Origin of the sequence: Rothia sp. LK2588, from assembly GCF_040946465.1 — a bacterium.
Classification (GTDB): Bacteria; Actinomycetota; Actinomycetes; order Actinomycetales; family Micrococcaceae; genus Rothia.
Window position 1 is genome coordinate 284,816 of sequence record NZ_JAYWLS010000002.1, and the last position, 24,888, is coordinate 309,703.

Annotated in this window: 23 protein-coding genes and 1 tRNA gene; 11 read left to right on the plus strand and 13 right to left on the minus strand. The window is 64.0% G+C overall.

Going from position 1 to position 24,888, the window contains the following annotated elements; all coding sequences use genetic code 11:
• Positions 1 to 39 precede the first annotated feature (39 nt).
• The 5 genes from VVR12_RS05670 (at position 40) to VVR12_RS05690 (ending at position 5,111) form a co-directional block, all read left to right on the plus strand.
• Positions 40 to 675: a sugar O-acetyltransferase gene (locus tag VVR12_RS05670; protein ID WP_368550197.1), complete on the plus strand. Its 636-nt coding sequence runs from the start codon at positions 40 to 42 to the stop codon at positions 673 to 675.
• A gap of 53 nt (positions 676 to 728) precedes the next feature.
• Positions 729 to 1,739 carry a hypothetical protein gene (locus VVR12_RS05675; protein WP_368550198.1) on the plus strand — a complete coding sequence of 337 codons (1,011 nt, stop codon included), beginning with the start codon at positions 729 to 731 and terminating at the stop codon, positions 1,737 to 1,739.
• A 245-nt stretch (positions 1,740 to 1,984) separates the two neighbouring features.
• Complete coding sequence (locus tag VVR12_RS05680) at positions 1,985 to 2,698, plus strand: LuxR C-terminal-related transcriptional regulator (RefSeq protein ID WP_368550199.1); 714 nt, start codon at positions 1,985 to 1,987, stop codon at positions 2,696 to 2,698.
• Positions 2,699 to 2,895: 197 nt separating this feature from the next.
• The gene (locus VVR12_RS05685) at positions 2,896 to 4,092 is read left to right on the plus strand and encodes an ATP-binding protein (protein ID WP_368550200.1); all 1,197 of its coding nucleotides are present in this window, start codon (positions 2,896 to 2,898) and stop codon (positions 4,090 to 4,092) included.
• Positions 4,092 to 5,111, plus strand: a complete 1,020-nt coding sequence (locus tag VVR12_RS05690; RefSeq protein WP_368550201.1) for a hypothetical protein — start codon at positions 4,092 to 4,094, stop codon at positions 5,109 to 5,111. The genes VVR12_RS05685 and VVR12_RS05690 overlap by 1 nt, the downstream gene beginning before the upstream one ends.
• A 411-nt stretch (positions 5,112 to 5,522) precedes the next feature.
• Here the strand turns inward: VVR12_RS05690 and VVR12_RS05695 are convergent, their stop codons facing one another.
• The 4 genes from VVR12_RS05695 to hisC form a co-directional block, all read right to left on the minus strand.
• Complete coding sequence (locus VVR12_RS05695; protein WP_368550202.1) at positions 5,523 to 7,052, minus strand: 2-oxo acid dehydrogenase subunit E2; 1,530 nt, start codon at positions 7,050 to 7,052, stop codon at positions 5,523 to 5,525.
• A 33-nt stretch (positions 7,053 to 7,085) separates the two neighbouring features.
• On the minus strand, positions 7,086 to 8,066 hold the full coding sequence (locus VVR12_RS05700; RefSeq protein ID WP_368550203.1) for an alpha-ketoacid dehydrogenase subunit beta: 981 nt from the start codon (positions 8,064 to 8,066) through the stop codon (positions 7,086 to 7,088).
• A gap of 3 nt (positions 8,067 to 8,069) precedes the next feature.
• A complete protein-coding gene (locus VVR12_RS05705) occupies positions 8,070 to 9,191 on the minus strand; it encodes a thiamine pyrophosphate-dependent enzyme (protein WP_368550484.1) in 1,122 nt (373 codons plus the stop codon).
• Between the two features lie 187 nt (positions 9,192 to 9,378).
• A complete protein-coding gene (gene hisC / locus VVR12_RS05710; protein ID WP_368550204.1) occupies positions 9,379 to 10,518 on the minus strand; it encodes a histidinol-phosphate transaminase in 1,140 nt (379 codons plus the stop codon).
• A 163-nt stretch (positions 10,519 to 10,681) separates the two neighbouring features.
• Here hisC and VVR12_RS05715 point away from each other — a divergent pair, with 163 nt between their 5' ends.
• Together VVR12_RS05715 and VVR12_RS05720 are read left to right on the plus strand one after the other, a co-directional pair.
• Positions 10,682 to 11,068 carry a LexA family protein gene (locus tag VVR12_RS05715; protein ID WP_368550205.1) on the plus strand — a complete coding sequence of 129 codons (387 nt, stop codon included), beginning with the start codon at positions 10,682 to 10,684 and terminating at the stop codon, positions 11,066 to 11,068.
• Positions 11,058 to 12,425 carry a Y-family DNA polymerase gene (locus tag VVR12_RS05720; RefSeq protein WP_368550206.1) on the plus strand — a complete coding sequence of 456 codons (1,368 nt, stop codon included), beginning with the start codon at positions 11,058 to 11,060 and terminating at the stop codon, positions 12,423 to 12,425. Before VVR12_RS05715 ends, VVR12_RS05720 begins: the two co-directional genes overlap by 11 nt.
• An 18-nt stretch (positions 12,426 to 12,443) precedes the next feature.
• On the opposite strand, the gene VVR12_RS05725 is transcribed toward VVR12_RS05720, so the two are convergent.
• Together VVR12_RS05725 and VVR12_RS05730 are read right to left on the minus strand one after the other, a co-directional pair.
• The gene (locus VVR12_RS05725) at positions 12,444 to 14,327 is read right to left on the minus strand and encodes a hypothetical protein (protein WP_368550207.1); all 1,884 of its coding nucleotides are present in this window, start codon (positions 14,325 to 14,327) and stop codon (positions 12,444 to 12,446) included.
• Positions 14,324 to 14,866 carry a hypothetical protein gene (locus VVR12_RS05730; RefSeq protein WP_368550208.1) on the minus strand — a complete coding sequence of 181 codons (543 nt, stop codon included), beginning with the start codon at positions 14,864 to 14,866 and terminating at the stop codon, positions 14,324 to 14,326. Before VVR12_RS05730 ends, VVR12_RS05725 begins: the two co-directional genes overlap by 4 nt.
• Before the next feature lie 310 nt (positions 14,867 to 15,176).
• Between VVR12_RS05730 and purB the strand changes: the two genes are divergently transcribed.
• Positions 15,177 to 16,607 (plus strand): adenylosuccinate lyase, encoded by a 1,431-nt coding sequence (purB, locus tag VVR12_RS05735; protein ID WP_368550209.1) that lies wholly within the window; start codon positions 15,177 to 15,179, stop codon positions 16,605 to 16,607.
• 145 nt (positions 16,608 to 16,752) lie between these two features.
• The gene (locus VVR12_RS05740; protein WP_368550210.1) at positions 16,753 to 17,691 is read left to right on the plus strand and encodes a hypothetical protein; all 939 of its coding nucleotides are present in this window, start codon (positions 16,753 to 16,755) and stop codon (positions 17,689 to 17,691) included.
• Positions 17,692 to 17,851: 160 nt separating this feature from the next.
• Here VVR12_RS05740 and VVR12_RS05745 read toward each other — a convergent pair whose 3' ends face one another.
• Complete coding sequence (locus tag VVR12_RS05745; RefSeq protein ID WP_368550211.1) at positions 17,852 to 18,664, minus strand: di- and tripeptidase; 813 nt, start codon at positions 18,662 to 18,664, stop codon at positions 17,852 to 17,854.
• A 150-nt stretch (positions 18,665 to 18,814) separates the two neighbouring features.
• On the opposite strand from VVR12_RS05745, the gene VVR12_RS05750 reads away from it, so the two are divergent.
• On the plus strand, positions 18,815 to 19,822 hold the full coding sequence (locus VVR12_RS05750; protein ID WP_368550212.1) for a DMT family transporter: 1,008 nt from the start codon (positions 18,815 to 18,817) through the stop codon (positions 19,820 to 19,822).
• On the opposite strand, the gene VVR12_RS05755 is transcribed toward VVR12_RS05750, so the two are convergent.
• From VVR12_RS05755 to VVR12_RS05775, 5 genes are all read right to left on the minus strand, one after another.
• Positions 19,753 to 20,553, minus strand: a complete 801-nt coding sequence (locus VVR12_RS05755) for a spermidine synthase (protein ID WP_368550213.1) — start codon at positions 20,551 to 20,553, stop codon at positions 19,753 to 19,755. The genes VVR12_RS05750 and VVR12_RS05755 overlap by 70 nt on opposite strands.
• A gap of 73 nt (positions 20,554 to 20,626) precedes the next feature.
• Positions 20,627 to 20,962, minus strand: coding sequence for an acylphosphatase (locus tag VVR12_RS05760; protein ID WP_368550214.1), 336 nt, complete (start codon positions 20,960 to 20,962; stop codon positions 20,627 to 20,629).
• 9 nt (positions 20,963 to 20,971) lie between these two features.
• Complete coding sequence (locus VVR12_RS05765) at positions 20,972 to 21,649, minus strand: SDR family oxidoreductase (protein ID WP_368550215.1); 678 nt, start codon at positions 21,647 to 21,649, stop codon at positions 20,972 to 20,974.
• Between the two features lie 10 nt (positions 21,650 to 21,659).
• Positions 21,660 to 22,514, minus strand: coding sequence for a nitrilase-related carbon-nitrogen hydrolase (locus VVR12_RS05770; RefSeq protein ID WP_368550216.1), 855 nt, complete (start codon positions 22,512 to 22,514; stop codon positions 21,660 to 21,662).
• An 86-nt stretch (positions 22,515 to 22,600) separates the two neighbouring features.
• Positions 22,601 to 23,353, minus strand: a complete 753-nt coding sequence (locus tag VVR12_RS05775; protein ID WP_368550217.1) for a DsbA family protein — start codon at positions 23,351 to 23,353, stop codon at positions 22,601 to 22,603.
• Between the two features lie 192 nt (positions 23,354 to 23,545).
• Between VVR12_RS05775 and VVR12_RS05780 the strand changes: the two genes are divergently transcribed.
• Positions 23,546 to 23,617: transfer RNA gene (locus VVR12_RS05780), tRNA-Thr, on the plus strand.
• A gap of 562 nt (positions 23,618 to 24,179) precedes the next feature.
• Here the strand turns inward: VVR12_RS05780 and VVR12_RS05785 are convergent.
• On the minus strand, positions 24,180 to 24,887 hold the full coding sequence (locus tag VVR12_RS05785; RefSeq protein ID WP_368550218.1) for an ABC transporter ATP-binding protein: 708 nt from the start codon (positions 24,885 to 24,887) through the stop codon (positions 24,180 to 24,182).
• Between the last annotated feature and the right edge of the window lies 1 nt (position 24,888).

Genomic DNA, 24,888 nt, shown 5'->3' on the forward strand with positions numbered 1-24,888 from the left:
CGCCGGAGTTTGCCCAGGTAAAACTGCCATACTGAGAACATGAATTCCGACCGACAGCCCGCGCCCACCGGTGAGATGTTCCGTCGCATGACGGCGAGTGAACCCTATATTCCCGACGAGGAATGCGAGCGGATTTACCGCCGCGCCCTCACCCTCTGCGCGCGCTATGAAGAACTCTATTCCCGCAACGACCCTGCCCGCCGCGAGGTGCTCGAGCAGCTCTTCGGCGCGATCGGGCCTCACACCGAGGTGCGCCCGGGCATCCGTGTCGATTACGGCATCAACATCAGTATCGGCGCCGACTGCTTCTTCAACTTCAACTGCGTGATGCTCGACCCCGCACCCATCACCATCGGCGATGCGGTGCTCGTGGGTTCCAACGTCCAGTTCTTGACGCCGACCCATCCGCTGAACCCCACCGACCGCCGTGCCCAGTGGGAGGGTGGCCTGCCGATCATCGTGGGTGACAACGTTTGGATCGGCGCCGGCGCGATGATCCTACCCGGCGTAACCATCGGAGCGAACAGCGTGATCGGCGCCGGATCGGTAGTCACCAAGGACGTTCCCGCCAACTCGGTCGCCGTCGGCAACCCGGCGCGCGTCATCAAAACGATCGACCCCGACCACCGCCCCGTACACGGCCAATACAGCCCCGCGGCGCTGGGACTGGTCTAAACTAACTAATTCGCACCCTCGCCCCCGCGAGAATATTACGAAAGAGGCATACCTTGGCTTCCATCTCCGATCGCTTCCACCGCAAAAACAACGGCCGCAACGATCAGGATCTTGACCCCACCGAACCGCTGGAACCCTGGCACGATTCCGCCGGAACCGACCGCGCGGCCTGGGACGACGAAGGGCCTACCCGAGTCATCTCCTCCCCGCACGGCTCCGCGCAGGACGACCCCACCGAGCCCATGAGTCCCGCCCACTCCGGCGGGTTCTCCCGCGGTTCAACGGTCCAGGACGACCCGACCGAGGTGTACAGCCGCGAGGAAATCACCGCATCCTCCTACCGTCCGTCGACAGCGCAACAGCCCCAGACCCCGGCGTCCGGGATTCCCGCCGAAAGCATCACCGCCCAGCGCCGCCAGGGCAACCCCTACCAGGCCCAGCAGCCCTATCCGGCGCAACAGCCTTACGCGGCCCAGCAGCCTTACGCGGCGCAGCAGCCCGCAGACCCCTACCACACCGAAGAGTACGACCGCGCGGCGGCGGCCAAAGAAAAGTACTCTCGCATCCAGTTCTTCCCCGCGCTGCTGGGATGGCTAGCCGCCTATTCGCTAATGACCTTCAGCGGTTACCTGCAGCAGGCGCTGACCTCTGCCTTCCGCCTGCCCCAGTACGACACCTTCCAGCAGGCCTTCCACGACCTCATCGGTTCCGGGCAACCCGCCACGGGAGCGCTTTGGGCTTGGTTGCTCATTGCCGCCGCGCTCATTGTGCTCAGCTTCGCCTTCGGCGGATACGCCGCCGCCCGCATGGCCCGATACGCCCCGGCAAAGCAGGGCTTCGGCGTCTGGTTGTGGCACGTACTGGCCATCGTGATCGCGACGATCTGCGTGTTCTTCGGCTTGACCGGCAACACCACCGGAACCCCGCAACTTTCCGTTCAGGCCATGCTCACACCCAACCCGCTGCAGGCACTGCCTGGTGCGTTGATCACCGTGTTGCTGGTTTTAATCGGAAGTATTTTGGGGGCCCTGTTTGGCCCACGCTACCACCGAAAACTGCGCTAAATCACTTAAAATATCGCAAGCCAGATAGGGTTAGGGGCATTGCTAAAATGTTCCTTCCACCCCAGACGGGCGGGCTTAAAACACCATTCTGGGGGCGGTTGGCGGCGAAGCATCCGCGGCAAACCGCTCTCATATCCACTAATTCGCGGTAAACTGTCACCGACTCTTATGTAGACCAGACCGATCTTGCACATCGGCCCGGATAACCTCATTACCGCACCACATCTAATTTCTTGGGGGAAATTATGACTGACACCAAAGTCGCCATTGTTGATGATCATGAAGTCGTACGTGAAGGCCTGCGAGCCGTCGCCGGGCATTCCGAAGGTGTAGAACTGGTAGCGGCCTCCCCCACCGTCAACGACCTGCTCGTTGCGTTGGGCCGCAACCCCCGTGACCCCTCCACCGCCGACCTCGGTAAGATCAAGCGCGAGTGCGACGTCGTGCTCCTGGACCTCTCCCTGCAGGACCGCTCCCGCCCGTCCGAGAACGTTGACCTGTTGCATCAGGCAGGCACCAAGGTTCTGATCTTCTCCATCGGCGAGAACCCCGCCCTCATCCGCGAAGCCCTCAAGTCGGGCGCGCTGGGTCTGGTGCGCAAGTCGGAACCGCTGGAGCACGCCCTGGCCGAGGCCAAGAACATCGCCGAAGGCAAGGCAGTCGTCACCAAAGAGCTCGCCGCGGCGATCGATGGTGACCACGAGTTCTCCCGCGCGGCTCTCTCGCCGCGTGAGCAGGAGACCCTGCGCCTCTACGCGTCCGGCTTCGCACAGGTTCAGGTGGCCCGCCGCATGGGCATCAAGCAGTCGGCTGTGAAGACCAACATCGACCGCATCCGTGAGAAGTACGCGCGCGTTGGTCGCCCCGCGCCGACCAAGATCGACCTGCGCATCCGCGCGATTGAAGACGGCCTCGTCGACACGATGGAAGACGTCAACAGCGCCGAGCGTTATTACTAAAAACGAGGTCTAAGACCCCTCTCCTTTGTTGGGAGTCCCCCGTCCCATACGCATAACCAGGTATAGAGGATCCTAGATTGCAGCACACTACAGGTGCGACCAAGGACCTTGCGCGATCACTGCGCAAACCGCATCGGTCGATCCCAGGTCCTTGGTCGACCACTGCTAACAAGCAGTTGGCCGGGCCAAGTAGCTTCATGTTGCTCTGTACCCTCGAGGTCTTTTTCGCCTGCTTCGGGGTCGCGATCATCTTTCAGTCTGCCGCTGCGATGGCGATGCAGGGCATCAACTTTGCCTCGTGGCACCTGCTCTTTGCCGTGCTCATGGTCGGGTCGAACATGCTGCTCATCTACAAGGGGATTCGGCGCGAGTTCAACCCGGTAGTGGTGACCCCGGCGATCATCATCGCCTACGCCGCCTACCTGACCTACCCGTTCGCGGCGCAGGTCGGGGGCATCTCGGTGATCCCCTGGTGCACCTATTTCGGTCTCTACGGCCTGCTCACCCCGCTCACCCTGGGCACGGTCTCCCAAGCAGTGGGGCACATTATCGGGTTCCCCTTGGCCCTGCTCATCAGCATCTTTGGCGCCTCGGCGAAAACCGGCATCAAGTTCTATTTCGACGAGGTTATCCCGCACGTCTTGTTGTTGCTGATCTTCTCGATCATGCTCACCTTCCTCTTCAGCGTGGCCCGCTACTACGCTGACAACTCCGACGTGCTGTACACCGAGACGCTCAGCGCCCAGTTGCAGTTCAACCGTTCTAAAGACAAGTCGGTCTCGCTACAGGAATTCGACAAGCTGGTCCACGACAACGTGATGGCCGCGCTGTTGGACGCCAGCCGCGTCGAGGGCCCCATCGCCGACCGCACGCGCGCGCTGGCTCGTCGTGCCATCACCGTGATCGAGGACGAAACCAACCGCGTCTCCCCCGAAGGCATCTCGACCTTCCAGTCGCTGACCGAACAGATTGCCGTGGGCGTGGCCCCGTGGAATTCGCGCCTGCGCTTCGTTGAGGACGGTGGTTCGAACCTCCCCAAGGCCGACCCCGATTCCGAGATCCCGCATGCCGCTGCCCGCGCGTTCACCCACGCGGTCACCGAGGCGGTTTCTAACTCGGCGAGGCACTCCGGAACCCGCACCACGCAGATCAGTGTGCGCACCGAGATGCGCCGGGCTGCCAATTCCTCGAGGTCTGACGAGGCTCGTCCTTACATCTTCTGTACCGTCTCCGACCGCGGGGCCGGTTTCGATATGAAGAACCTCGACCTGCGGCGTATGGGCGTGCGCGTTTCGATGATCCGCTCGATGGAAGAAGCCGGTGGCAAGGTCACCATCAAGTCAGCCCCCGACCGCGGCACCGTGGTCGTGGTGCAGTGGCCGGGTGAGAAATAATGCCCGATCAATATTTCGTCACGCCGTTCTTCCGCCTGAGCCTGGCGGCGTTCTTCATCGTGGCCGGTATCGAGCTTCTGGTCTGGTATAACACCGTGGCCACGCCGACTCCGGGAACCTGGATTCCCCTGCTGGCATACATCTTTCTCAGCTTCATCATGGTGTTCTTCCCCTCGGGGTCGCTGAATATGCCCGCCATGTTGGTGCCCGCCGTCATCCTGGTGACCCTGCTGAACGTGCAGATCATGTTGGGGGTGGTTCCGCACAACCTCACGCCCGCCACGCTGGCGATGCCGCTGACCATCGTGGTGATGGTCTGTAGCGTGATGATTCAGCGCAACCACTTCGTCTCGGCATGGGTGCTGTTCGTGATTTCCACTCTGCTGATGCTCAAGTGGCACCTGGATATTTACACCCCGCGCATGACGATCCTGGCGATCTTTTTGATCCCCGCCGCTATCTTGGCCGCCAACCACATCTTCAAACGGCAGATCGATCAGTCGTTGCACAAGGCCCGGCAGTCTCGCGTGCTGCTTCAGAACGCCGAGCTCGGCCAGGAGCAAGAACACGGTGTCTCGTCGGTGGCCGCTCAGCGTGTGGCGGAGGTGCGTAGCCTGACCGAAGATATGCTGCACCGCATCGCCTACAACCCCTCGCCGGTCACCCGCGCGGAGATCGACGATTTCCGCTTCACCGAGGCGCAGCTGCGCGACACCATTCGCGGTCGCCACGTGGTCAACCAGGAGATTCTGCAGGCTACTTTCGCCGCCCGCCATCGCGGGGCCAAGGTGGATATTTTGGACGAGCGCGGCGAGCCCCTGCCCTCGGCGGTGGTGCGTTCGCTGACCACCTGCGCGGTGGATCTCTTGGATTCGGCGACCGGCGGTACCATCACGATCCGCGCCTTCCCGAAAGACGACCCGATCGCCGTGATGTTGGTGCACGACGGCAACTGCGAAGAAGACGAGCCCTCGGCTATCGAAATCGCTCAGGGCACCGGCGCGATCGAGCGTTTCTAGGGCTTATAACCTCGGAACTGTGCCTCTTGTAGGCCATTCCTGCATGAATTGTAAACCCCTTTAGGGACATACATTGTTCAACTATTTTGGGATACTTAGTAATAAGTTGAGAGATGACGAGTCGGGGGACTCGGATAATCGGTTTTGGTGATGTTGGGGGACGGAGCCAAAACCTAACTCTCTCAGCGATAAGGTATCTAGCCAATTCCCCTGCAGAGAGGCTCTTCGGAGTTTCACTGCTCGGTCAACTTCTTGGGGGAGATAGTTGACGGAGTAGCATGCAAGGGATTTATGCCTTAGACGTACCTCGTGGCCTCAGTTTTTACTGGGGCCACGTCTTTATGCCCGCCCACTGAATCCAGTGGGCGGGCATAGAGGTTTAAGGGTGCGGTTACCTTGTGTCGGGCGAGGTTACTCGTCCAGCAACAGGGCGGGCTCTTCGAGGACGGCTGCGACGTCCGCCATGAACCGCGCCGAGAGGTCGCCATCGACCACGCGGTGATCGAACGAACCGCCGAGGGTGGTCACCCAGCGCGGGATCACCTCACCGTCAACGACCCAGGGCTTCTGCTTGATCGTGCCGAAGGCAACGATGGCCACCTCACCGGGGTTGATGATCGGGGTTCCCGTATCGATGCCCAGGGCGCCGATATTGGTGATGGTCATAGTGCCCTGGCTCATCTCCGCGGGCTGGGTCTTACCCTCGCGGGCACGCGTCGTCAGCTCGTTCAGGGCCTCCGCCAGTTCCAGGAGGGAGAGGTCTTGGGCGTCCTTGATGTTGGGAACCATCAGACCGCGCGGGGTCGCCGCCGCGATGCCGAGATTCATGAAGTGCTTGATCAGGATCTCCTGGTCGGTCCAGGTGGCGTTGACCTGCGGGTTGCGCGCGGTCGCCCAGATCACGGCCTTGGCCAGGATCAGCAACGGGGTGACCTTCACGCCTTCGAAGTGGCGCGACTTCTTCAACCGCTTGACGAACTCCATGGTGCGCGTGGCGTCCACATCAACGAAGATCGAGACGTGCGGGGCGGTGAACGCCGAGTTCACCATCGCCTGTGCGGTCGCCTTGCGCACCCCGCGCACCTTGATGCGCTCCAGGCGGTCTCCCCCGGCTCCCTTCGGAATCCAGAAGGAATTGGACTGCACCGGTTGTTCGTCCTGAGACTCCCGCACGTGGGCGGCGTAGCTGAGCAGGTCGCGTTTGGTGACCTGGCCGTGTTCGCCGGTGGCCTGCACATCCGCCAGGTCGATACCCATGTCTTGAGCGGCCTTCCGCACCGGAGGCTTCGCCAGCGCCACGCGGCGCGGAATGGAGGCGACCGGGCCGTCTGCCACCGGGTCTTTCTCCGTACCGGGCAATCGGCGCAGCCCGCCCTCGATCAGCGCCGAGGCACGCTCGGTGAGGTTGCCCAGGGGGTTGTTGAGCCCGCCACGCAGCAACTTGCGCTCGGTCTGTTCGGCGCTCTGCTGCACCGGCGCGGTATGGTGCGGCACGGGGGCCGGCTCCGGGCGCTGCGGAACGGCGGCCGGACGCTTACGAGGACGACGCTTGACGGGGTCTGGCCGCGGGCCCGAACCTACCAGCGCCTTCTGTTCAGACCCCTGTTCACCGGAGGCCCGTTCGGAGGCGCCTGGTGCACCGCCGGAAGCCGAATCTGACTGACCGGCCGCCGCGGGGGCATCCTGGCCTGACTCTTCACCGGTGCCGCCGCCCACGGTGATCAGCGCGGCGCCGACCTCAACGGTCTCACCCTCGGCCACATGGATCTTCTCGACGGTTCCGGCGTAGGGGGAAGACAGCTCGACGACCGACTTCGCGGTCTCGATCTCCACGATCACGTCGTTGACCGCCACGGTCTGCCCCTCGGTGATCTTCCACGAGAGGATGTCGGCCTCGGTCAGGCCCTCGCCCACGTCGGGGAGCTCAAAAATTTCTGCCATGTTCGTGAATTCCTTGCTACTTGGCGCCCGCGTTTAGTAGGCGAACGAACGGTCGACGGCCTCAAGAATACGGTCGATGCCCGGCACGTAATCCTCTTCGGCGCGCGGGACGGGATAGGGCATGTGAAAACCGCCGACGCGTAGCACCGGGGCCTCCAGCGAGTAGAAACACCGTTCGGTGATCGCCGCTGAAATCTCGGAGGCGACCGAGACGAACTGGGTGGCCTCTTGGGCGACGACGAGGCGGCCGGTCTTCTGCACCGACTCAGCGATGGTGTCGATATCCAGCGGGGAGATCGAACGCAGGTCAATCACCTCGACATCGTGACCGTCTTCGGCGGCGGCCTCGGCGGCGGCGAGCGCCACGGGCACCAGCGGGCCGAAGGTCACCAGCGTGAGGTCGGACCCTTCGCGCAAGACGGCCGCCTGGAACGGGTTGTAGTCTTCGTCGGAGAAGTCGACCTCTCCTTTGAGCCAGTATCGGCGCTTGGGCTCGAGGAAGATCACCGGGTCGGGGTGTTCGATGGACTTGCGTAGCATCCAGTAGGCATCGTGGGAAGAGGCCGGGGTCACCACGCGCAGACCGGGGGTGTGCGCGAAGTAGACCTCGGGCGATTCGGAGTGGTGTTCCACCGATCCCACCGCTCCGCCGTAGGGCAGGCGGATGGTTACGGGCACCTGGTACGCACCGTTGGAGCGCCAGTGGATGCGGGAGAGCTGAGAGGTGATCTGGCTGAAGGCGGGGAAGACGAAGCCATCGAACTGGATCTCGGGAACGGGCCGGTAACCGCGCAGGGCCATGCCGATCGAGGTGCCGATGATTCCGGCTTCTCCCAGCGGGCTGTCCATGACGCGGCGGGGGCCGAAGTCGGCGTGCAGACCGTCGGTCACGCGGAACACGCCGCCGAGTTTGCCGACGTCCTCACCGAGGATCACGACTTTCTCGTTGGCGGTCATCTCGTAGCGCAGGGCGCGAGTGATGGCTTTGGAGAGGGGAAGATTCTCTACGGTCATGGGTTATTCTCCGTCCTCGAAGCCGGCCTGGTATTCGCGGTAGAAGGCGCGGTCCGCCTCGAGCTGAGCGTGTGGTTCGGCGTATGCGTGGTTCATGTAGGTTTCGAGCTCCTCGGCGGTGGAGGCCAGCACCGATTCGCGGACGCCGGCTGCCAACTCGTCGGCGCCGGCGGCCACCTCGGCGAAGAAGGCGTCATCTGCCGCGCCGGTATCGCGCAGGTGTTTCTCTAGCCGGACGATGGGGTCAAGCTTGCCCGCCTCGTCGAGTTCTTCATCGGTGCGGTACTTGGTGGGATCGTCGGCGGTGGTGTGGGCGCCAAGACGGTAGGTCTCGGCCTCGATGAGAACCGGGCCTTCGCCAGCGCGGATCTTTTCCATGGCGTAGCGGGTGGCCGCGGCGACCGCCAGCACGTCGTTGCCGTCGACGCGTAACCCCTCGAAACCATAGGCCGCAGCACGGGTGGCCAGGGGCACGCGCGACTGGGTCTTGAACGGCACGGAGATGGCCCACTGGTTGTTTTGAATGAAGAAGAGTACCGGGGCGTTGTAGGAGGCGGCGAAGACCATCGACTCGTGTACCTCACCCTCGGTGGAGGATCCGTCGCCGAAATAGACCGCTACGGCCGGGGGAACGTCGTCGGCGTCGGGCACGGTCGCCTGTCCCTGCCCCGTCTGAGGAACACCGGTTTTCTCTTCGATCTCGCGGTCGAAGGTAAGCCCCATGGCGTATCCGACGGCGTGCGGTACTTGGGCGGCGAGCACCAGGGTGTAGAGGTGGAAGTTGTGCTTCTTCGGATCCCAACCGCAGGTATCTACGCCGCGGAAGATACGAATGAGGTCGCGGAAATCCACTCCACGGGCGTGCGCCAGAGCGTGTTCGCGATAACTGGGGAAGATGTAGTCATTGGGAGCGTACCCCAGCGCGGAGCCCACCTGGGCCGCCTCTTGCCCGCGCGACGGGGCCCACAGTGCCATTTGACCCTGGCGCTGCAGGGCGGTGGCTTCGTCGTCGAACCGACGGGTCTCATACATCAGGCGATAGAGCTCTTTGAGTTTCTCGGCGTCGATGTCTGCTACGTAGGGACTGAATTTCTCGTCAGTGCAGATCTGCCCGGAGGTATCCATCAGCTGCAGCTGCGGGGGAATACTGTAAGGGTTGTGGTTCGATGCGTTAGATGTGGTCAAGCTATTCTCCGTGCCAAGTCGTCGCGCTGAGGCGCTATCGTTGAAAAAATATACCTAATTTTTCAAAGGTTCTTCGAACGGATAGTCACCGGCGCCTCCTCTTTACTGTACCGCTATCCGCCGGAGGCTAACTACGGCCGGGTGTTCGCGGGGCATGGTGAAACTCCGCGCAGACCTGCAAAAATCGACTGTTTGCTTCGTCTTCGCCGATGCTCACGCGCACCCCCTCGTTCCCGAAGGCTCGCACCGCCAGCGCGTGCTGCTCGGCGAGCTCGGCGAAGGCTTGGGTGTGCTCCCCCAGGGCCAGCCAGACGAAATTGGCGCGGGTCTCGGGGACCCACCACCCCAGATCGTGGAGCCCGTCGACTACCCGGGAGCGCTCGGCCACCAGGTGTTTCACCCGCTCCATGACCGTCTCGTGGTGCTCCAGGGAGGCGATGGCGGCGTCCTCCGCTAAGGACGTCACGGCGAACGGTGTTGCCGCCACCCGCAGGTACTGGGTCAGCTCGGGGTGGGAGATCGAGTACCCCACGCGCAGACCGGCCAGCCCCTGCGCCTTGGAGAAGGTACGTAACACCACGAGGTTGGGGTAGTCGGGGTAGAGGTTCAACCCGTTGACCGGGGGTTCCTCCCCGGCCGGGGTCTCGGAGGCGAGGCAGAACTCGAAATAGGCCTCATCGAGTACGACCACCACGTGCTCGGGCACCTGAGCCATGAACCGGCGCATCTGCGACTCGGTGACGGCCGGGCCGGTGGGGTTGTTGGGACTACAGACCAGCACCACGCGGGTGCGGTCGGTGATCGCTGCGGCCATGGCCTCGAAGTCGTGCGCACCGTCGGCGCGGTTGGGCACCTGCACGCTCTTCGCCCCGGCCAGCCCCACGCAGATGGGGTACGCCTCGAAGGACCGCCAGGCGTAGACGACTTCGTCTTGCGAACCGTCGGCATTGGCACCGGCGAACGTAGCAAGAATCTGCGTGAGGGCCCCGAGGCTACCGGCTCCGGTGACGATATCTTCGACGGATACGTGCAGGTGCCGCGCCAGGGCTTCGCGAAGACGCGTGGACAGCGGATCGGGATAACGGTGGACGCGGTCGAAGTCGGCCAACACCCGCGACACCTCGGGGACGGGGCCCCAGGGGTTCTCGTTCGAGGAAAGTTTGTACTGGGTCAGCCCCGCAACCGGCACCGGGGGCTTTCCCGCGGCGTATTTCGGAAGCGTGGAGAAGACCGGACGGGGCTGAGGGGTGTCGGTGCTAGCTGTCATGTCTCCTACCTTAGTGCGCGGCCCGAAGACACGGAAGAAGCGGACCGCTCTCTGATTTTTTCGAATATATTTTCTAAAAATAATACATTTTCTAGAACGCGTGTTCTACTGTTAAGGCATGCAAGTTCTACTCATCGCACCGCTGGAGGGAACAGTGCCAGCGGTGTACCCCAGCTCCGAGGTTGGAGTTCCGGCAGGATTTCCCTCCCCTGCGCAGGACTATTCAGCTACCTCGTTAGACCTCAACGAGGTGTTAATCCACGACCGCGCTGCCACGTTCATCCTGCGCGTCTATGGTGACTCCATGATCAACGCAGGCATCTGCGACGGTGACGAAATTATCGTCGACCGCTCGTTGATAGCCCACGACGGTTCCATCATCGTGGCCTCCCTCGACGGTGAGTTCACCGTGAAACGTCTCAGTATCGACTCCCAGGGCGCGGGGTGGTTGGTGCCCGAAAACCACCGCTACCCGCCTATTCCCATCTTCGAGCACTCCGACTTCGAAATCTTCGGGGTGGTTACGAGGTGCTTGCACCGTGTCGCTTGAGTTTCTGACCGCCGACAGTTTTCACGATCCCTTCGCGTTCCCCGCCCCGCCCGCGTGGAAGCGCCGCTCAACCGAAAACGATGCGAAGCAGCCGCTGTTGTACTTCCACACCGATATCAACTCCTGTTACGCCTCGTGCGAACGCATCCTCGACCCCTCGCTGAAGAACCGGCCGGTGGTGGTGTTGTCGAATAACGACGGTTGCCTGGTAGCGCTCTCTGCCGAGGCCAAGGCGATGGGTTACCGTCTGGGCGACCCGTGGTTCAAGGTGCGGGATCAGGCCCTGGCGCGGGGCGTGGTGGCGCGCAGTTCTAACTATGAGTTGTATGGGGACATCAGCTCCCGCGTCATGGCGGTGCTACGCGAATATGCCCACGGTTTCGAGCAGTACAGCATCGACGAGGCGTTCCTGACGATCCCGGTCTCTCCCGCCGAGGCCGTGCACATTGCCCGGGCCATCAAAGACGATCTCGCCCGCCGCATCGGGGTGCCAGTGTGCGTGGGGGTTGCCCGTTCCAAAACCCTGGCGAAGCTAGCGAATAAAACCGCCAAGAAAGTCCCCGTATTGCGCGGGGTCTGTGTGTGGGACCGGTTACCGCAGGCCAGGCGGAGCGCCCTGTGCCAGGCCTTGCCGGTGGACGAAGTCTGGGGCGTGGCGTCCCGCACCCGCAAGAAACTGGCGGGGATGGGCATCTTGACGATCGCTGATCTCACCGAGGCCGATATCCCGATGATCCGCAAGCGGTTCTCGGTGGTGTTGATGCGCACCGTGCTAGAGCTGCGCGGGATCTCATGCATCCCCCTGGAGGAAGAACGAAAGTTCAAGGATCAGCTCATCTATTCGCGTTCGTTCTCTACCCCGATTGTCGATCGCGAAGAGATGGCGCAGGTCATGAGCGTGTACGCGCAGCGAGCCGCCAAGCGCCTGGTGCGCGACAGCCAGCACGCCAAGCACCTCTCCGCTTTCTGCGCCACCAGCTATTACGGGGCAGATCTGGTGTTTCCGGCGGTGCAGGTCAGGTTGCAGGCTCCCACCGCAGACCCGGTGGTGTTGACGAAGGCCGGGTTGAAACTGCTGGAGCACGCGGCCTTCGACGGCCCGCGGTATGCCCGGGCAGGTATGCTCCTGACCGACCTCACCCCGGCTGATAGCGCCACGGCCTTTGATCTTTTCCAATATCCCCACGAGAAGCGGCAGATCGCCACGACCATCGCCGCGATAGAGCAGAAGCTGGGCGAAGGCACAGTGGGCTTGGGGCGAGCAGGTTTCGCCCGGCGTCCGCTCTGGGAGATGAAGCGGGAGCTGCTTTCCCCGCGTGGCACGACCCACTGGGAGGAGCTGGTTGCCGCCCGTTGAGTCTCCGCCTGCCGGGGTCTATCCCGTGGCTGGGGCGGGTGGGATGTACTCGTATCGCGCCGCGGTCTCTTCAAAGCGTCGGTTGTAATGCTCGGCCAGCGGCAATTGGGTACCTGTGATGAGGGTGATCGCGGAGGCGGTGGCCTGTGTGGCGTGCGGATGCTCCCGCAGAACGGGGCCGAGGTGCTCCTCGTAATGGGCCGCGGTGAACTGGAATTCTTCCGGGATCTCCGGCAGGGCCTGTAGGCGCGGGTCTTTGCTGTGGTCGCCGAGTGTTTCCACGATGGAATACCCTGCGGAGACGGTGCTGCCGGCGGTGTACACGATGGCCTCGGCCTGCTGAGCCTCCGGGGACCAGGTCGAACCGTCTGCAGCCGTCACCGAACTCTTCAGAGACACGGTGTCTTCAGCCACCGGCGCCAGGTAACTCATCGGTTTCTCTCCATGCTGCGCAAGCGCGGCGGCATACTCACGGGAACCATGTGTGCCGCGCACACCCTGCGGGACGCCCGGCTTCGGTTCGGCTGTGGCCGGCGTCGAGGCACCCGCCGATGTGGCAAGGGAAGGTCCTCGCGAGGCGGCAACATAGTCGGTATCGATCACCGACACGTTCTTCGCCCATAGCTTCTCGTGACTCCTGCCCTGCAACCGGGGCACCGGATCATTGCGGTCCCGCACCACGGTCACCGGGATATCTGTCGGTAGCGGGTCATCGTAGACGGGCGCGCCCTGAATATAGAGCCCCTGCACGTTGTGCTTGGCCCGGAAACGCTTGTTGTTCCCGGCGGCCGCTGCCGTCATGCCACCCTGGCTGAATCCTCCGATGTAGACCGGCACCGAACCGGCCAGACCCAACTCGTCGAGCCCGGCGTCCACAAGCTGGAGCTGAGCCGTGGAGTCTTCGAGGGAGTCATCCGGGTCTGCCGCGGTGGCGGCCGCCGCCGAAGACCACGAGGCTACAGAACCCATGTGCGAGGTGGGGTGATCGACGTCGGTGCCGGGCAGATAGGCGAACACCGCGACCACCGCGCCCGAGTCGTCCGTGACCCTCTGGAAGTACACGCCGTCCCTCTCTTGCCACTGGCCTTCGAGCACGTGTTCGTCGTCGAGGTTGCTCTCCATCTGACCGATGACGTCCAGGTTGAAAGCGAAATCCGCGGCGCTTTCGGGAACCACCAACTGGCCCGCTCGTTCTGCGCGTTGTCGAGCTGCGGGATTCTCGGCGCCCCTCTCGGCACTGAGGTCATGCACGCGAACGCTATCGGTAGCCAACGGCCGGTTGATCCCGTGCGCGCCGGCGAACCCGTGCAGTCCGATTCCGGACCATTCCCGTAGCGAGTTCCCCACTCCCATTGCGTCGGCGCGGGAGGCCGCCCGCTGCCGGGCAAATTCTTCGCCGTTGAGCTTGACATCGAGATAGGTCGCGGCGCCAAAGAGCAACCGCGCCGCCAGGTAGGAGGAGGCGGTGGTCTTCGCGCTATCGGTTTCGGCCAACGGGCCGGCGCCCTCGGGTGAGGCGATCTCGGCGGCATCGTAGAGGTATTCGGGGGCCGCGATGGACACATAGTTCAACCATCGGTTCGCGATCTGCTCGGCTTCGTCGTAGGCCAGCGCGGCGGCCCCCACCCCGCGCCCTAAGCCCTGTTGGATCAGCGAACTTTCACCGCATTCCACAGCGAGCTCACCCAATAACGTGGCGGCCTGTGCACCACTTCCCGTGGGATCCAGCCCGAGCACCACCGCGACGAGGGTGGCGAGGGGCGCGGTCTCCGCGGCGAGGGCGGCGTTGCTATTGCCGGCCTCGGTCAAAGCCGCGGCGAAAGTCGTCAGCGAGAGAGTGTCTACGGACAGACGGCCTCCGCCCATGGCCTCTCCCGGCACAAAGGTCTGGACGGGGCTCATGACAGAACCCCGGCACCGAGTTGATCGGCCAACGCCTGCAACTGCGAATCGTCGGCGAGCGCCAAGAGTTGGTTTTGAGCGACCCTGACCGCCGAATCCTGAAGAACCTCAGTCAGGTCTGCGAGGTCGGCATGCGCCAGCGTGCTGACGGCCCGATCCACCGCGGAACCTGCGGCCGCAACGGAGGCTGCCCGCTGTTCGATCTCAGCGGCGAGCGCCTCCCCGGCGGAGGTGACCAGCACCGCGGCCTCGGTGAAACCGTCGGTCACCGCGCTCTGTCGGTGTTCGGCGATTTCTAATTGATGCTCATAGGCGCTCGCTGCCGCGCCCTGCCAGTGCTCGTCGCGGCAGCCACGCAGGGCCCGCGAGCACTCAGCGCTGCGCTCCTGCAGGGCACGGAGCTCGGCGGCGGTCTCCGTCGCGAAGCCGCGCACGGCCTGCGCCAACTCCAGAAACCGAGCGGCGACCGGCCCACTGAGGGCGCTGCCTAATCCCTGGGAGGCGGCGAATGAGGTCAGATCGAACAGGGTCAGACTCACGGATCACTCCTCGGGGGTCGATAGATAGCGCTAGGTGATGGGTGTGCAAAGGTGGTTTCAGGCTAGGCGGATTAGGGGTCTGCACGGGTGCGAAAACCGAAAATTGTGGATAACCTCGGGCAAAAATGACGGTCTCGGGCACTATCCACACCGAGCGAGGGGGCCGCCACGTCACCCGGTGCCCCCCCCCTCCCCGACCCACCACACCTACCAGGTTCCCGAACCGCGGCCCCGTGCGGAGACGCACCCAACCGCACGCAACCGACGAACCCGCCGGGCGCGTCCTGCCAAGACGTGCAAAAATAGAGGCATGTCTCATCGTGAAAACTGCACCACCTTGCCCAACGGCCGCCACTCGCTTGCCGGCGCCCACCTGGCCCTCGGCCCCCTCGACGGACGCTACAAAGCGGCCACCGAGCCGCTCGTCGACTACCTCTCGGAAGCCGCGCTCAACCGCGACCGCGTGCACGTGGAGGTCGAATGGTTCATCTACCTCTGCGATAACAAGGTTCTGCCCGGTCTCGAACCGCTGAGCGACGAGCAGAAGTCCGGTCTGCGCGACATCGTCACCGAGTTCACCGAAGAATCCGCCGCCGAGTTGGCTGAGATCGAAGCCGTGACCGTGCACGACGTGAAGGCAGTGGAGTACTTCATCGGCCGCCGCCTCGAAAAGCTGGGTCTGGCGCACCTGAAGCCGCTAGTGCATTTCGGTTGCACCTCCGAAGACATCAACAACCTCTCCTACGCGCTGGGCATCAAAGACGCCGTGACCAACGTGTGGTTGCCCGCCGCCCGCGACCTCGTCGCGCAGCTGAACACCATGGCCGAGGCCGCCCGCGACACCCCGATGCTCTCGCGCACCCACGGCCAGCCCGCCACCCCCACCACCCTCGGCAAGGAACTCGCCGTCTTCGCCTACCGCCTGGGCCGCCAGGTCAAGGCAGTGGAGAACGCCGAGTTCCTCGGCAAGATCAACGGTGCAACCGGCACCTTCTCCGCCCACTTCGCCGCCGTGCCCGGCGCCGACTGGCTGAAGGTCTCCGAGGAGTTCGTGACCGGCCTGGGGCTGGACTGGAACCCGCTGACCACCCAGATCGAAAACCACGACTGGCAGGCGGAGCTCTACTCCTCGATCGCGCACTTCAACCAGGTACTGCACAACCTCTGCACCGACATCTGGAACTACATCTCGATCCGCTTCTTCCGCCAGATCCCAGTGGCGGGCGCGACCGGTTCCTCGACTATGCCGCACAAGGTCAACCCGATCCGCTTCGAGAACGCCGAGGCGAACCTGGAGATCTCCAACGCGCTGCTGAACACCCTGGGCTCAACCCTGATTCAGTCGCGTTGGCAGCGTGACCTGACCGATTCGTCCTCCCAGCGCAACATCGGCGTGGCCTTCGGTCACTCGATCCTGGCGATCTCGAACGTCGCCAAGGGCCTGGCTCGCCTGGACGTCGCCGAGGACGTCATCGCCGAAGACCTCGACAACAACTGGGAGGTGCTGGCCGAGGCGATCCAGATGGTCATGCGCGCCGAGGCCATCGCCGGTGTGGAAGGCATGGAAGACCCCTACGAGCGTCTGAAGGAGCTGACCCGTGGTCACCGCGTGGACGCCGCACGTCTGAAGGAATTCGTCGCCGAGCTGGGCCTGTCTGAGGACGCCGAGAAGCGCCTCAAGGAGCTGACTCCGGCTACCTACATCGGCATCGCTCCCGAGCTGCTGAAGTTCGCGAAGTAGAAGCAAAAACCTAACAGGACGCCGGTGGCGGGTGGGTGCGTGCCCTCCTGCCGCCGGCGTCCTGTATGTTTCGGGGCATAAAGGGGCAATCTACGCGCGGCGCTCTCCCCTGCCACCCCGGCGCCCCCGCCGATAAAATAAAGCCATGACCGATCAAGACCGCACCGTCCCAGCACAGCGCCCCAACCCCGGCTCCGACGAGAGTCATGAGCAGGCGCAGGAGCCCCTGGCCGTTCGCCGCGTGAGGGCGTTGCGCCAGCGTTTTCCCGCGGAGTCTCCGGCGCAGATCGCACAGCGGATCGACCAGAAGTTCAGCCGCGATTTCGTGCTCGTGGGCGGCGCGGAGACCGGCATCAACCACATGATCCCGGGCGCGTTCAACGCCGCCACCCGCAACTCTCGCGTGGCCAACCTGACGCGGGCGGCGAGCCAGGCGGGCGTCGTCCAGAATATTTCTAATTACACGCAGAAGACGGCGGAGGGTGTGAGCACGGCCGCGCATGTGGGGTCGTCGCAGAGCATCAAGGCCTACCTGCACGCCCTGGCGCTGCTTCACGGCCGCGCCCCTGCATCTGCGGACGCCGCCGCCACGGAGATCTTGGGCGGCGACATCCATGCCCTGTTGGGAACCCTGGACCAGCCCATCGCCCGCGAGGAGGGTGAGAAGGGTGTTTCTCCGCTGAATGCCATCGCCGCCGTGGCGCAGATCGGCGCGCGCAACCCGCAGATGTTTCTGCTGGTGAAGTCGGGTGAGCAGCTGATTCGCTCGGGTAGCTCGGTCATGGAGACCACCAAGGCGCGCAAGGAGTTTGCCGCTCAGCTGATTCAACAGGCGCACGAGAAGCTCGGGGAGTTTCCGCAAGATTTCCCGGCTTCGTGTCCGGTGCCGGCCGAGGGTGCTGCACCTGCCGACGCCGCCGAGGGTACTGAGGATCTGGACCGGATCGAACCGGTCGAGGCCACCAGCGCTGAAGAGTTGGAGCGGATCGCCACCCAGAACACGGCCTCGGCCCGCGGCGCCCGCTTCGCCGCGAAGGCTTTCGTGGCGGGCTCGAAGAAGTTCCGGGGATGGGGTCAGCGGTAGGCCAGAGGCGGACGCGGGTGCGGGCGGGGACCGGACGCGGGCCGGACGCAAACGTACCCCGAAAATCACGCTGTACACAACTAGTGAGGTACAGGGTGATTTTCGGGGTACGGAACGCAGGGGCTTGGGTGTGTCGCCGGGTCAGCCAGCGCCGGGAGGGCTACTCCTTGATTTCGCCCTCGATCACGCCGTTGGTGTCGTGGTTCATGCCGGCGTCCGAGCTGGCGGGGCGCTTGTCCTGGAACTTCGGCGCACGCGGGGTCAGCGAGAGCGACTCGGGGAAGGTCACCGGCAGCTCGCCGAAGGCTTCCTTGGCAGACTCGACAACCTTGCGGCCCAGAGCCAGGTTCGCACCGCCACCGACCACAGCACCGATGCCGAAGGGCAGTGCGCGGCCCAGCAGGGCACCCGACTGGCGGGTCAAGAAACGCTTGACGAACATGTTGCGGATGGTGCGCTCGACCGAGAAGATCTTGCCGGATTCCTGCTGCTTGCCGGTCATCAACGCCCACTTGTTGGTGATGCCCGAAGCCTTCGACGACTGAGCCATCAGGGTATTCATGAGGCCAGCGCCGTCTTCACCGAGCATGATGCCCATGACCACGGTGCGCGCGGCCTCGGGGTTCTCCAGCGGAACGCCGTGCAACTCGGCGATCGACTGCGCGAAGATCGCGGTGCGCTCGAGGTAACCGCCCACGGCCAGCGCCGAGAGACCTACCGAGGTGGCGGTGCCGATGCCGGGCACGAACGCCGAGGCGCCGATCGCGCCACCACCGACGGTGACGTCGCGCAGGTACTGCGACTCGAGGCGGGCCGCCAGCTGTGCGGGGGTGTCGTTGGGGTGCTTCTCGCGCAGGTTCTTGACCATCGCCAGAACCAGCGGACGCTGCACGCGCAACACCGTGTCCAGAGATTTAGTTAATGCGGGCTTGGGATTTCCATCGTTGTCGAAGGGATTCTTGAAATCAAACATGCCTCCAGTAAATCACCTCGTATGCCAGTTTTCCAGGGAATTCGCCCTGAGCTAGACGCACCCGCACAAGGTAGGGCAAGCTAACTAAATACCCTCTTTCAGGCCCCTCACCCCAGCCCCGCACACCCCGCATACCCAGGAGCCGCAGCCATGACCATTCACCACCGCACCTCGACCTCGGGAACCGGCGCCGGCGTCCTGCTCGTGATCGGCTCCTGCATCTCGTTGCAGTTCGGGGCCGCCTTCGCGGTGCAGCTCTTCCCGCACCTAGGGTCGTGGGGAACCACCATGATGCGCCTGGGCGTGGCCTGCCTGATCCTGGCGCTGATCGTGCGCCCGCGCGTGCACACCTGGACCGCCCGGCAGTGGCGGGCCGCGGTGCTCTTCGGTCTGGCGATGGGCGCGATGAACGGGGTATTCTTCCATGCGCTCTCGATGATCCCGCTGGGCCTGGCGGTCTCGGTGGAGTTCGCCGGCCCGCTGTTGCTCTCGGTGGTTCTCTCCCGGCGCAGGATCGATCTGCTCTGGTCGGCCCTGGCCGCGGTCGGCCTCGGGTTCTTAGGGTACGAGGCCTTCGTGGCCGCCGAGAACATCAACCCGCTCGGCGTGGTGTTCGCCCTGATCGCCGGCGGTTTCTGGTCGCTGTACATCCTCGCCAGCCACAAGGTTGGCCAGGAGATCGACGGCTCCGGCGGGTTGGTCGTGGCCCTGGGCGTGGGTGCGCTGCTCATGGCGCCGCTGGGCTTACCCGGAACCTTGACCGCCTTCGCTGACCCCTCGCTTCTGCTCTTCGCGTTGGCGGTGGGTCTGCTTTCCTCGGTGCTGCCCTACTCCTGTGAGCTGGCCGCCCTGCGACGGCTACCGCGCAACGTCTTTAGCATTCTGCTCAGTCTTGAGCCGGCCTTCGCAGAGCTCGCCGGGCTCACCCTCCTCGACCAACCGACCTCGGCGCTGCGGTGGGCGGCGATCGTTCTGCTGATCACCGCCAGCATCGGCATCACCCGCACCCAGGCCCCGGCCGGCGAAGACGTCGAACTCAGCTACAGCGAGGACGTTACCACCGGCGCCCTCCCCACGATCACCGGTTTTCAGTCACCGGAGGACGTCGCGCCCAACCATTCGGTCAACTCGAAGGAATCCAACACCGACGCCGGGTGAGGCCCGGCCGCCTGCAGCCGCTGCCGGGTGGTGTCGTCCAACGCGATGGAGCTACCCACCAAGATGAGGTTGCCGGGGTATTTGCCCGTGAGCATCGAGGAGTCCGCCAGGCACCACACGTGTTCGAAGACACCCAGCATCGCGCGTGCCTGAGCGCGGAAGAAGCTCAGACCGGGGTCGTCTCCCACGTTGACCGCCAGCAGGCCGTCGTCGGCGAGCACCTCACGCAGTTCGCGGTAAAACGAGGGCTGTCGCAGGTGCTCGGGGGCGTCCCAGCCCGAGAAGATGTCAAGGATGATCACCTGCGGGGCACGTCCACCCAGCGCCGGGGCCAGTTGAGGCACCGCCGCGCGGGCGTCGTCGATGAGTACCTGCAGGCGGGTGCCGGTGGGCAGAGGCAGGTGGTCGGTCACCAGGGTCGGCAACTCGCGTTCGATATCTACCGCGACCTGCTCGGAGCCGGGGCGGGTGGCCTGAATATAGCGCGCCAGCGTGAGTGCTCCCGCGCCCAGGTGGGCGGCGGTGATCGGCTCCCCCGGTGCGCCGACCAGGTCTACCACGTGCCCGATGCGGCGCAGGTACTCGTAGAAGATCAGGGTCGGGTCGGCCAGGTCCACGTGTGACTGTTCGGCCCCGCCGATCTCGAGAATGTGGCCCGAGGCCGAGAAACCGTCGGGGCAGATGCGCGCGGGCAGGCCAGAAAAAGAGAGCTGGACGGTGCGTGAGTGCATGGGGTTATCGCCGATCAGAACATGGGTGTGCGCCGGCGCCTCTGCAGACGCCGACGCACCATTATCAAGGAAGTTAGAGGGTTTCGAAACCGCCGCGAGTCTCGCCGGGCTCGACGATCTCGGCGTCCACGTGATCCACGCGGCCGGCCGTGTTACCCGAGTTCAAGGCGTCCAGCAGCTGCTGGCAAGCCTCGCGGGTTCCCTGGGCGAGCACCTCCACGGTGCCGTCGTCGAGGTTCTTGGCGTAACCGGTCAGGCCCAGCGGGGTGGCCTCGCCCTTGGTCCAGTAGCGAAAGCCCACGCCCTGCACGTGCCCGTGCACCACGGCGTTCAGCTGCGCGTCGGGGGTTTGCCCCGCACCGTGCGGTTGGCTACCTCGAGGGTTACTGTCGCGGGAGAAAAGTCCCATCATCATTCCTTACTTGCGAAAGTTGGAGCGTTGCGGTGCAGCTGCCACCGCGGCGACGACCTCGTCCGAGCCGTTGCTGAACGGGATCGCCTTGCCGATCGTGGAATCGTCGGCGATGCAGGCGGCGATCACCTCGGCCACCAGCTGGCGGGAGGTGCCGGCGTTCTCGGGGTTCAGGTTCACCTCGATGCCGTCGAAGTCCTCTTCCAGCAGGGTGCCGGGACCCAGAATCGTGTACTGCAGATCCGAGTCGCGCAGGTAGGCGTCGGCCACGGCCTTAGCGGTCTCGTAGGCGTAGAAGCTGTGGTCTTCGTCCACGCGGTGTCCCGCGCCCGAACCCAGGTATGAGACCATCACGTAGCGCTTCACGCCGGCCTCGGTCGCGGCGTCGATGGAACGGACGGCCGCGTGCAGGTCCACGCCCAGCGTGCGGGACGCGTCGCCGCCACCGGCGCCCGCGGTCCACACGATGGTGTCTGCGTTGGCCTCTTCGAAGACCTGCTTGAGCTGCGCGGTGGAGGCCGAGTGAATGTTCAGCAACACCGGCTTGGCGCCGGTGGACTCCACGCTAGGGAACTGCTCCTGGTTGCGGATCACCGCGGTCACCTGGTGACCGGCCCGTACCAACAGGGGCTCCGAGAGGAGCGCGACCTTGCCGTGTCCGCCGATGATAACGATGTTTGCCATGGTTCTTCTCCTAGTATCCAAGCTTGGCGTTGTCTAATACGGGGATCGCGGTGCGGGCGCGCTCCACCTGGTCGAGATCGATCTCAACGATTTCAAGGCGCGCGGCGGCACCCAGTTCGGCGACGGTCTCGCCGAAGGGCGAGACCACCCGCGAGTGCCCCACGCCCAGCGGACGGGTCCAGTCGGCGTCCGAGTTCAAGGTGCGCGGGTCGGCCTGGTCGACGGCGACCACGAAAGTATTGGAATCCAGGGCGCGGGCGGAGGTCAGCAACTGCCACTGGTTGACCTTCCCTTCCCCGCCAGCCCAGGACGCCGGAACCAGGATCACCTGCGCGCCGGCACGGGAGAGCTCGGCGAAGAGCTTGGGGAAGCGCACGTCGTAACAGCAGGTCAGCCCCACGCGCACGCCGTCGATATCGACCAGTCCCAGCGCATCTCCGGGGGCGACGGTGCGGGACTCTTGGAAGCCGAACGCGTCGTAGAGGTGGATCTTGGTGTAGGAGCTGTGCTCGCCGCCGGGGCGCACCACGCGGATCTGGTTGACGACGCGCGGGGTGGCGTCACGATCGTCGTCGTCCTCGGGCTCGGCGGACTCCTCAGAGGCCAGACCATCTGCGGGGGCGAAGCCACCGGCGATCACGGTGATCTGGTGCCGGGTGGCGATCTGGGCCAACCCGGTCTCCCACTCCTCGTGATGGGCGGCGGTCAGTTCCAGGAGCGAGCCGTCGAGGCTAAGCATCGAGGCTTCGGGGAACACCACGGCGCTCGCGTTCCCGGCCGCGGCCTGTTCGGCGGCAGCGTCTAGCATCGCCAGGTTCTCTTCGACGTCGCGAGTGGCGAGTATTTGTCCCAGCGCAATCTTCACGGTGCCCTCCTTCTTCGGCGACGGGGCATTCCCGTCTACGGCGTAGTGAGGCCGTTGGCCGAGGCGCCCGTCCGGCGAGCGCCCAGTTAGAGGCCTGCGGCCTTCTTAAACTCCTCGACCATGGTCTCGGTGGGGGTAGAGGACTCGACGTGAGCGAGTACTTTACCGTTCACCACGAAGCTGGGGGTTCCGTTCACTCCCAGCTTCTGACCGGTCTCGAAGTCTTTCTTGATCGTCTCAAAATTCTGATCGGAATAGTAGTCCTTCCGGAATTTCGCCTCGTCTAGCCCCAGTTGTTGGGCGTATTGAGCGAAGTGCTCGGCGAAGACGGCTTTGTCGTCGGAGGCGTTCTTCCATTCGTCTTGCCGGGCGAAGACCAATTGCGACATCGCCATGTGCTTGCCCTGCGCCTCGGCGGCCTGCACCGCGCAGGCCGCGGGCACGGCGTACTGGTGGCTGGGTAGCGGGAAGTGCTTGACGGTCACGTTCATGGTGCCCTCCAGTTCGCGGGCGGCACGCTCATAGGCGGGTTCGCCCTTCTTGCAGTAGGGGCATTGGAAGTCGGTGTAGAGGGTCACGGTGGGTGCACCCTCCAGCTTTTTATTCAGGTGGTAACCGTCTTGGTCGCGGAGCTTAGTTTCGAGCTGGGCGGCGGGGACTTCGTTGGCAGGGGCGCTGGCGGACGCGGAGCTTGCCGAAGATGCCGAGGCGGTGGACGAAGCGGAACTCGAAGACCCTCCGGCGTCCGGATTCTTGTTCTCGCTACACGCGGCGAGGACGAACGCTGCTGCGGCGGCGGTGACGGTGAGGGCGGAGCGGCGGGTGAGCTGGTTATTCATAAAGGGTTCTCTCGAGGTTCCGGTCGGTCGTATTCACCTTTAATAGTTCCACACCGGTGCCGAGAGTCTTGGGCACGATTCGTCAGGAGGGTAGCCATTCATCGGGGGGGTCTTATCCCGGACTGCGGTGGTGAAGTAGCCCGCGCGCGGGCAGTTCTGGTACAGTGTCTTTCGTTCGCGCCCAGCGCGTGCGCCTCCATAGCTCAGGGGTAGAGCATTTCCCTCGTAAAGAAAAGGTCGTCGGTTCAAATCCGACTGGGGGCTCAGCGTGATCCGTCCACCGCAGTTGCGGTGGACGGATTTTTGTTTAAATTTACCCAGAATTTTCTCAGTTTACGGCGAGTAAGGCCACGGTTGTGGGCCGTTTGTCGTTATCCTGAAATCACTCTCGCAAAAAATTCGCACATCGCCTTTGGAGGATCTCCCCATGCCTGAGGAGTACTCAGACCTTCCCCCTGTCTCATCAGAAACCGGATTCAGCCCCTCATTCATGGTTCTGTATGTCTTGTTGCTTATCCCCTCGGCAGGACTATGGCTCTTCTACCGCTCACTGTTTCAAGATGACGCATCCGTGCTAGGTACGGTTGCTCTCACCGCCATTACCGCTTGGTTTTGGGCCGCATTAGTAGGAACACGACAGAATTCTTCCTACTCAGGCTAGATACCCGACCCCGCCCGCCGCTGTTACACCCCCGTAGGCGGCGTCTTCCCCATCCCCAATGGTGCGGGGTCGTAGGCCCAAAACTTTCCATAAAACGACCGCCCGCCGCTATTTTCAGCGGCGGGCGGTCGTGCATGGGGAGGGTCGCTCGGTAGCCGGCGTGCCCTATTTCAGGATCGTGGCGCGTCCGTCGGCCATTTGGACCACGGCATCCACAGAGTCGGTCATCTCGAGGTCGTGGGTGACCATGACAGTGGCGAGGTCGAACTCGCCGGTGATCCGCGCCAACAGGGCCACGATAGAGGCCGAGCGTTCGGCGTCCAGCGCCGAGGTTGGCTCGTCGGCCAGTAGCAGTGAGGGGGTTCCCATCAGAGCGCGGGCAATGTTGACCCGCTGACGCTGCCCGCCCGAAAGTTGGTGCGCCTTATGGTTGGCGGCGGCTTCGAGCCCCACCAGGTCCAGCAACTCCATCGCGCGGTTCTTAGCTTGCTTGAGCTTGGCTCCGCGCAGGCCGTTCATATGCGCCACCATGGTCAGCTGTTCGACCACGGTCAGCGAGGGCAACAGGTTAGGCTGCTGAAAGATGATGCCGATCTTCTCGGCACGCAGGGCCGCCCGCTGCTTGTTACTCATGGACTGGATCTCGGTGCCGTCCACGACCACGGTACCCGAGGTCGGGGTGATCAGCGAGGCCGCCACCGACAACAGCGACGACTTACCCGAGCCCGAGGCGCCGACGATCGCCGTCATGGTTCCGCGCTGTGCGGTGAAGGTGACCTCATCGAGGGCTTTGAGGACGGCGGGGTTGCCGGCGGCGTCCACACCATCAGGGTATTCGAGGGTAACTTCTTGTAATTTCAAAACGTCGTTCATG

Bases quoted from the DNA above. Each gene is read 5' to 3' on its own strand.
- VVR12_RS05765 (WP_368550215.1), bottom strand. From the start codon at position 21,649: ATGGCAAACATCGTTATCATCGGCGGACACGGCAAGGTCGCGCTCCTC.
- purB (WP_368550209.1), top strand. From the start codon at position 15,177: ATGTCTCATCGTGAAAACTGCACCACCTTGCCCAACGGCCGCCACTCG.
- VVR12_RS05670 (WP_368550197.1), top strand. From the start codon at position 40: ATGAATTCCGACCGACAGCCCGCGCCCACCGGTGAGATGTTCCGTCGC.
- VVR12_RS05695 (WP_368550202.1), bottom strand. From the start codon at position 7,052: ATGGCAGAAATTTTTGAGCTCCCCGACGTGGGCGAGGGCCTGACCGAG.
- VVR12_RS05750 (WP_368550212.1), top strand. From the start codon at position 18,815: ATGACCATTCACCACCGCACCTCGACCTCGGGAACCGGCGCCGGCGTC.
- VVR12_RS05680 (WP_368550199.1), top strand. From the start codon at position 1,985: ATGACTGACACCAAAGTCGCCATTGTTGATGATCATGAAGTCGTACGT.
- VVR12_RS05685 (WP_368550200.1), top strand. From the start codon at position 2,896: ATGTTGCTCTGTACCCTCGAGGTCTTTTTCGCCTGCTTCGGGGTCGCG.
- VVR12_RS05725 (WP_368550207.1), bottom strand. From the start codon at position 14,327: ATGAGCCCCGTCCAGACCTTTGTGCCGGGAGAGGCCATGGGCGGAGGC.
- VVR12_RS05690 (WP_368550201.1), top strand. From the start codon at position 4,092: ATGCCCGATCAATATTTCGTCACGCCGTTCTTCCGCCTGAGCCTGGCG.
- hisC (WP_368550204.1), bottom strand. From the start codon at position 10,518: ATGACAGCTAGCACCGACACCCCTCAGCCCCGTCCGGTCTTCTCCACG.
- VVR12_RS05740 (WP_368550210.1), top strand. From the start codon at position 16,753: ATGACCGATCAAGACCGCACCGTCCCAGCACAGCGCCCCAACCCCGGC.
- VVR12_RS05755 (WP_368550213.1), bottom strand. From the start codon at position 20,553: ATGCACTCACGCACCGTCCAGCTCTCTTTTTCTGGCCTGCCCGCGCGC.
- VVR12_RS05785 (WP_368550218.1), bottom strand. From the start codon at position 24,887: ATGAACGACGTTTTGAAATTACAAGAAGTTACCCTCGAATACCCTGAT.
- VVR12_RS05705 (WP_368550484.1), bottom strand. From the start codon at position 9,191: ATGGATACCTCCGGGCAGATCTGCACTGACGAGAAATTCAGTCCCTAC.
- VVR12_RS05745 (WP_368550211.1), bottom strand. From the start codon at position 18,664: ATGTTTGATTTCAAGAATCCCTTCGACAACGATGGAAATCCCAAGCCC.
- VVR12_RS05775 (WP_368550217.1), bottom strand. From the start codon at position 23,353: ATGAATAACCAGCTCACCCGCCGCTCCGCCCTCACCGTCACCGCCGCC.
- VVR12_RS05700 (WP_368550203.1), bottom strand. From the start codon at position 8,066: ATGACCGTAGAGAATCTTCCCCTCTCCAAAGCCATCACTCGCGCCCTG.
- VVR12_RS05760 (WP_368550214.1), bottom strand. From the start codon at position 20,962: ATGGGACTTTTCTCCCGCGACAGTAACCCTCGAGGTAGCCAACCGCAC.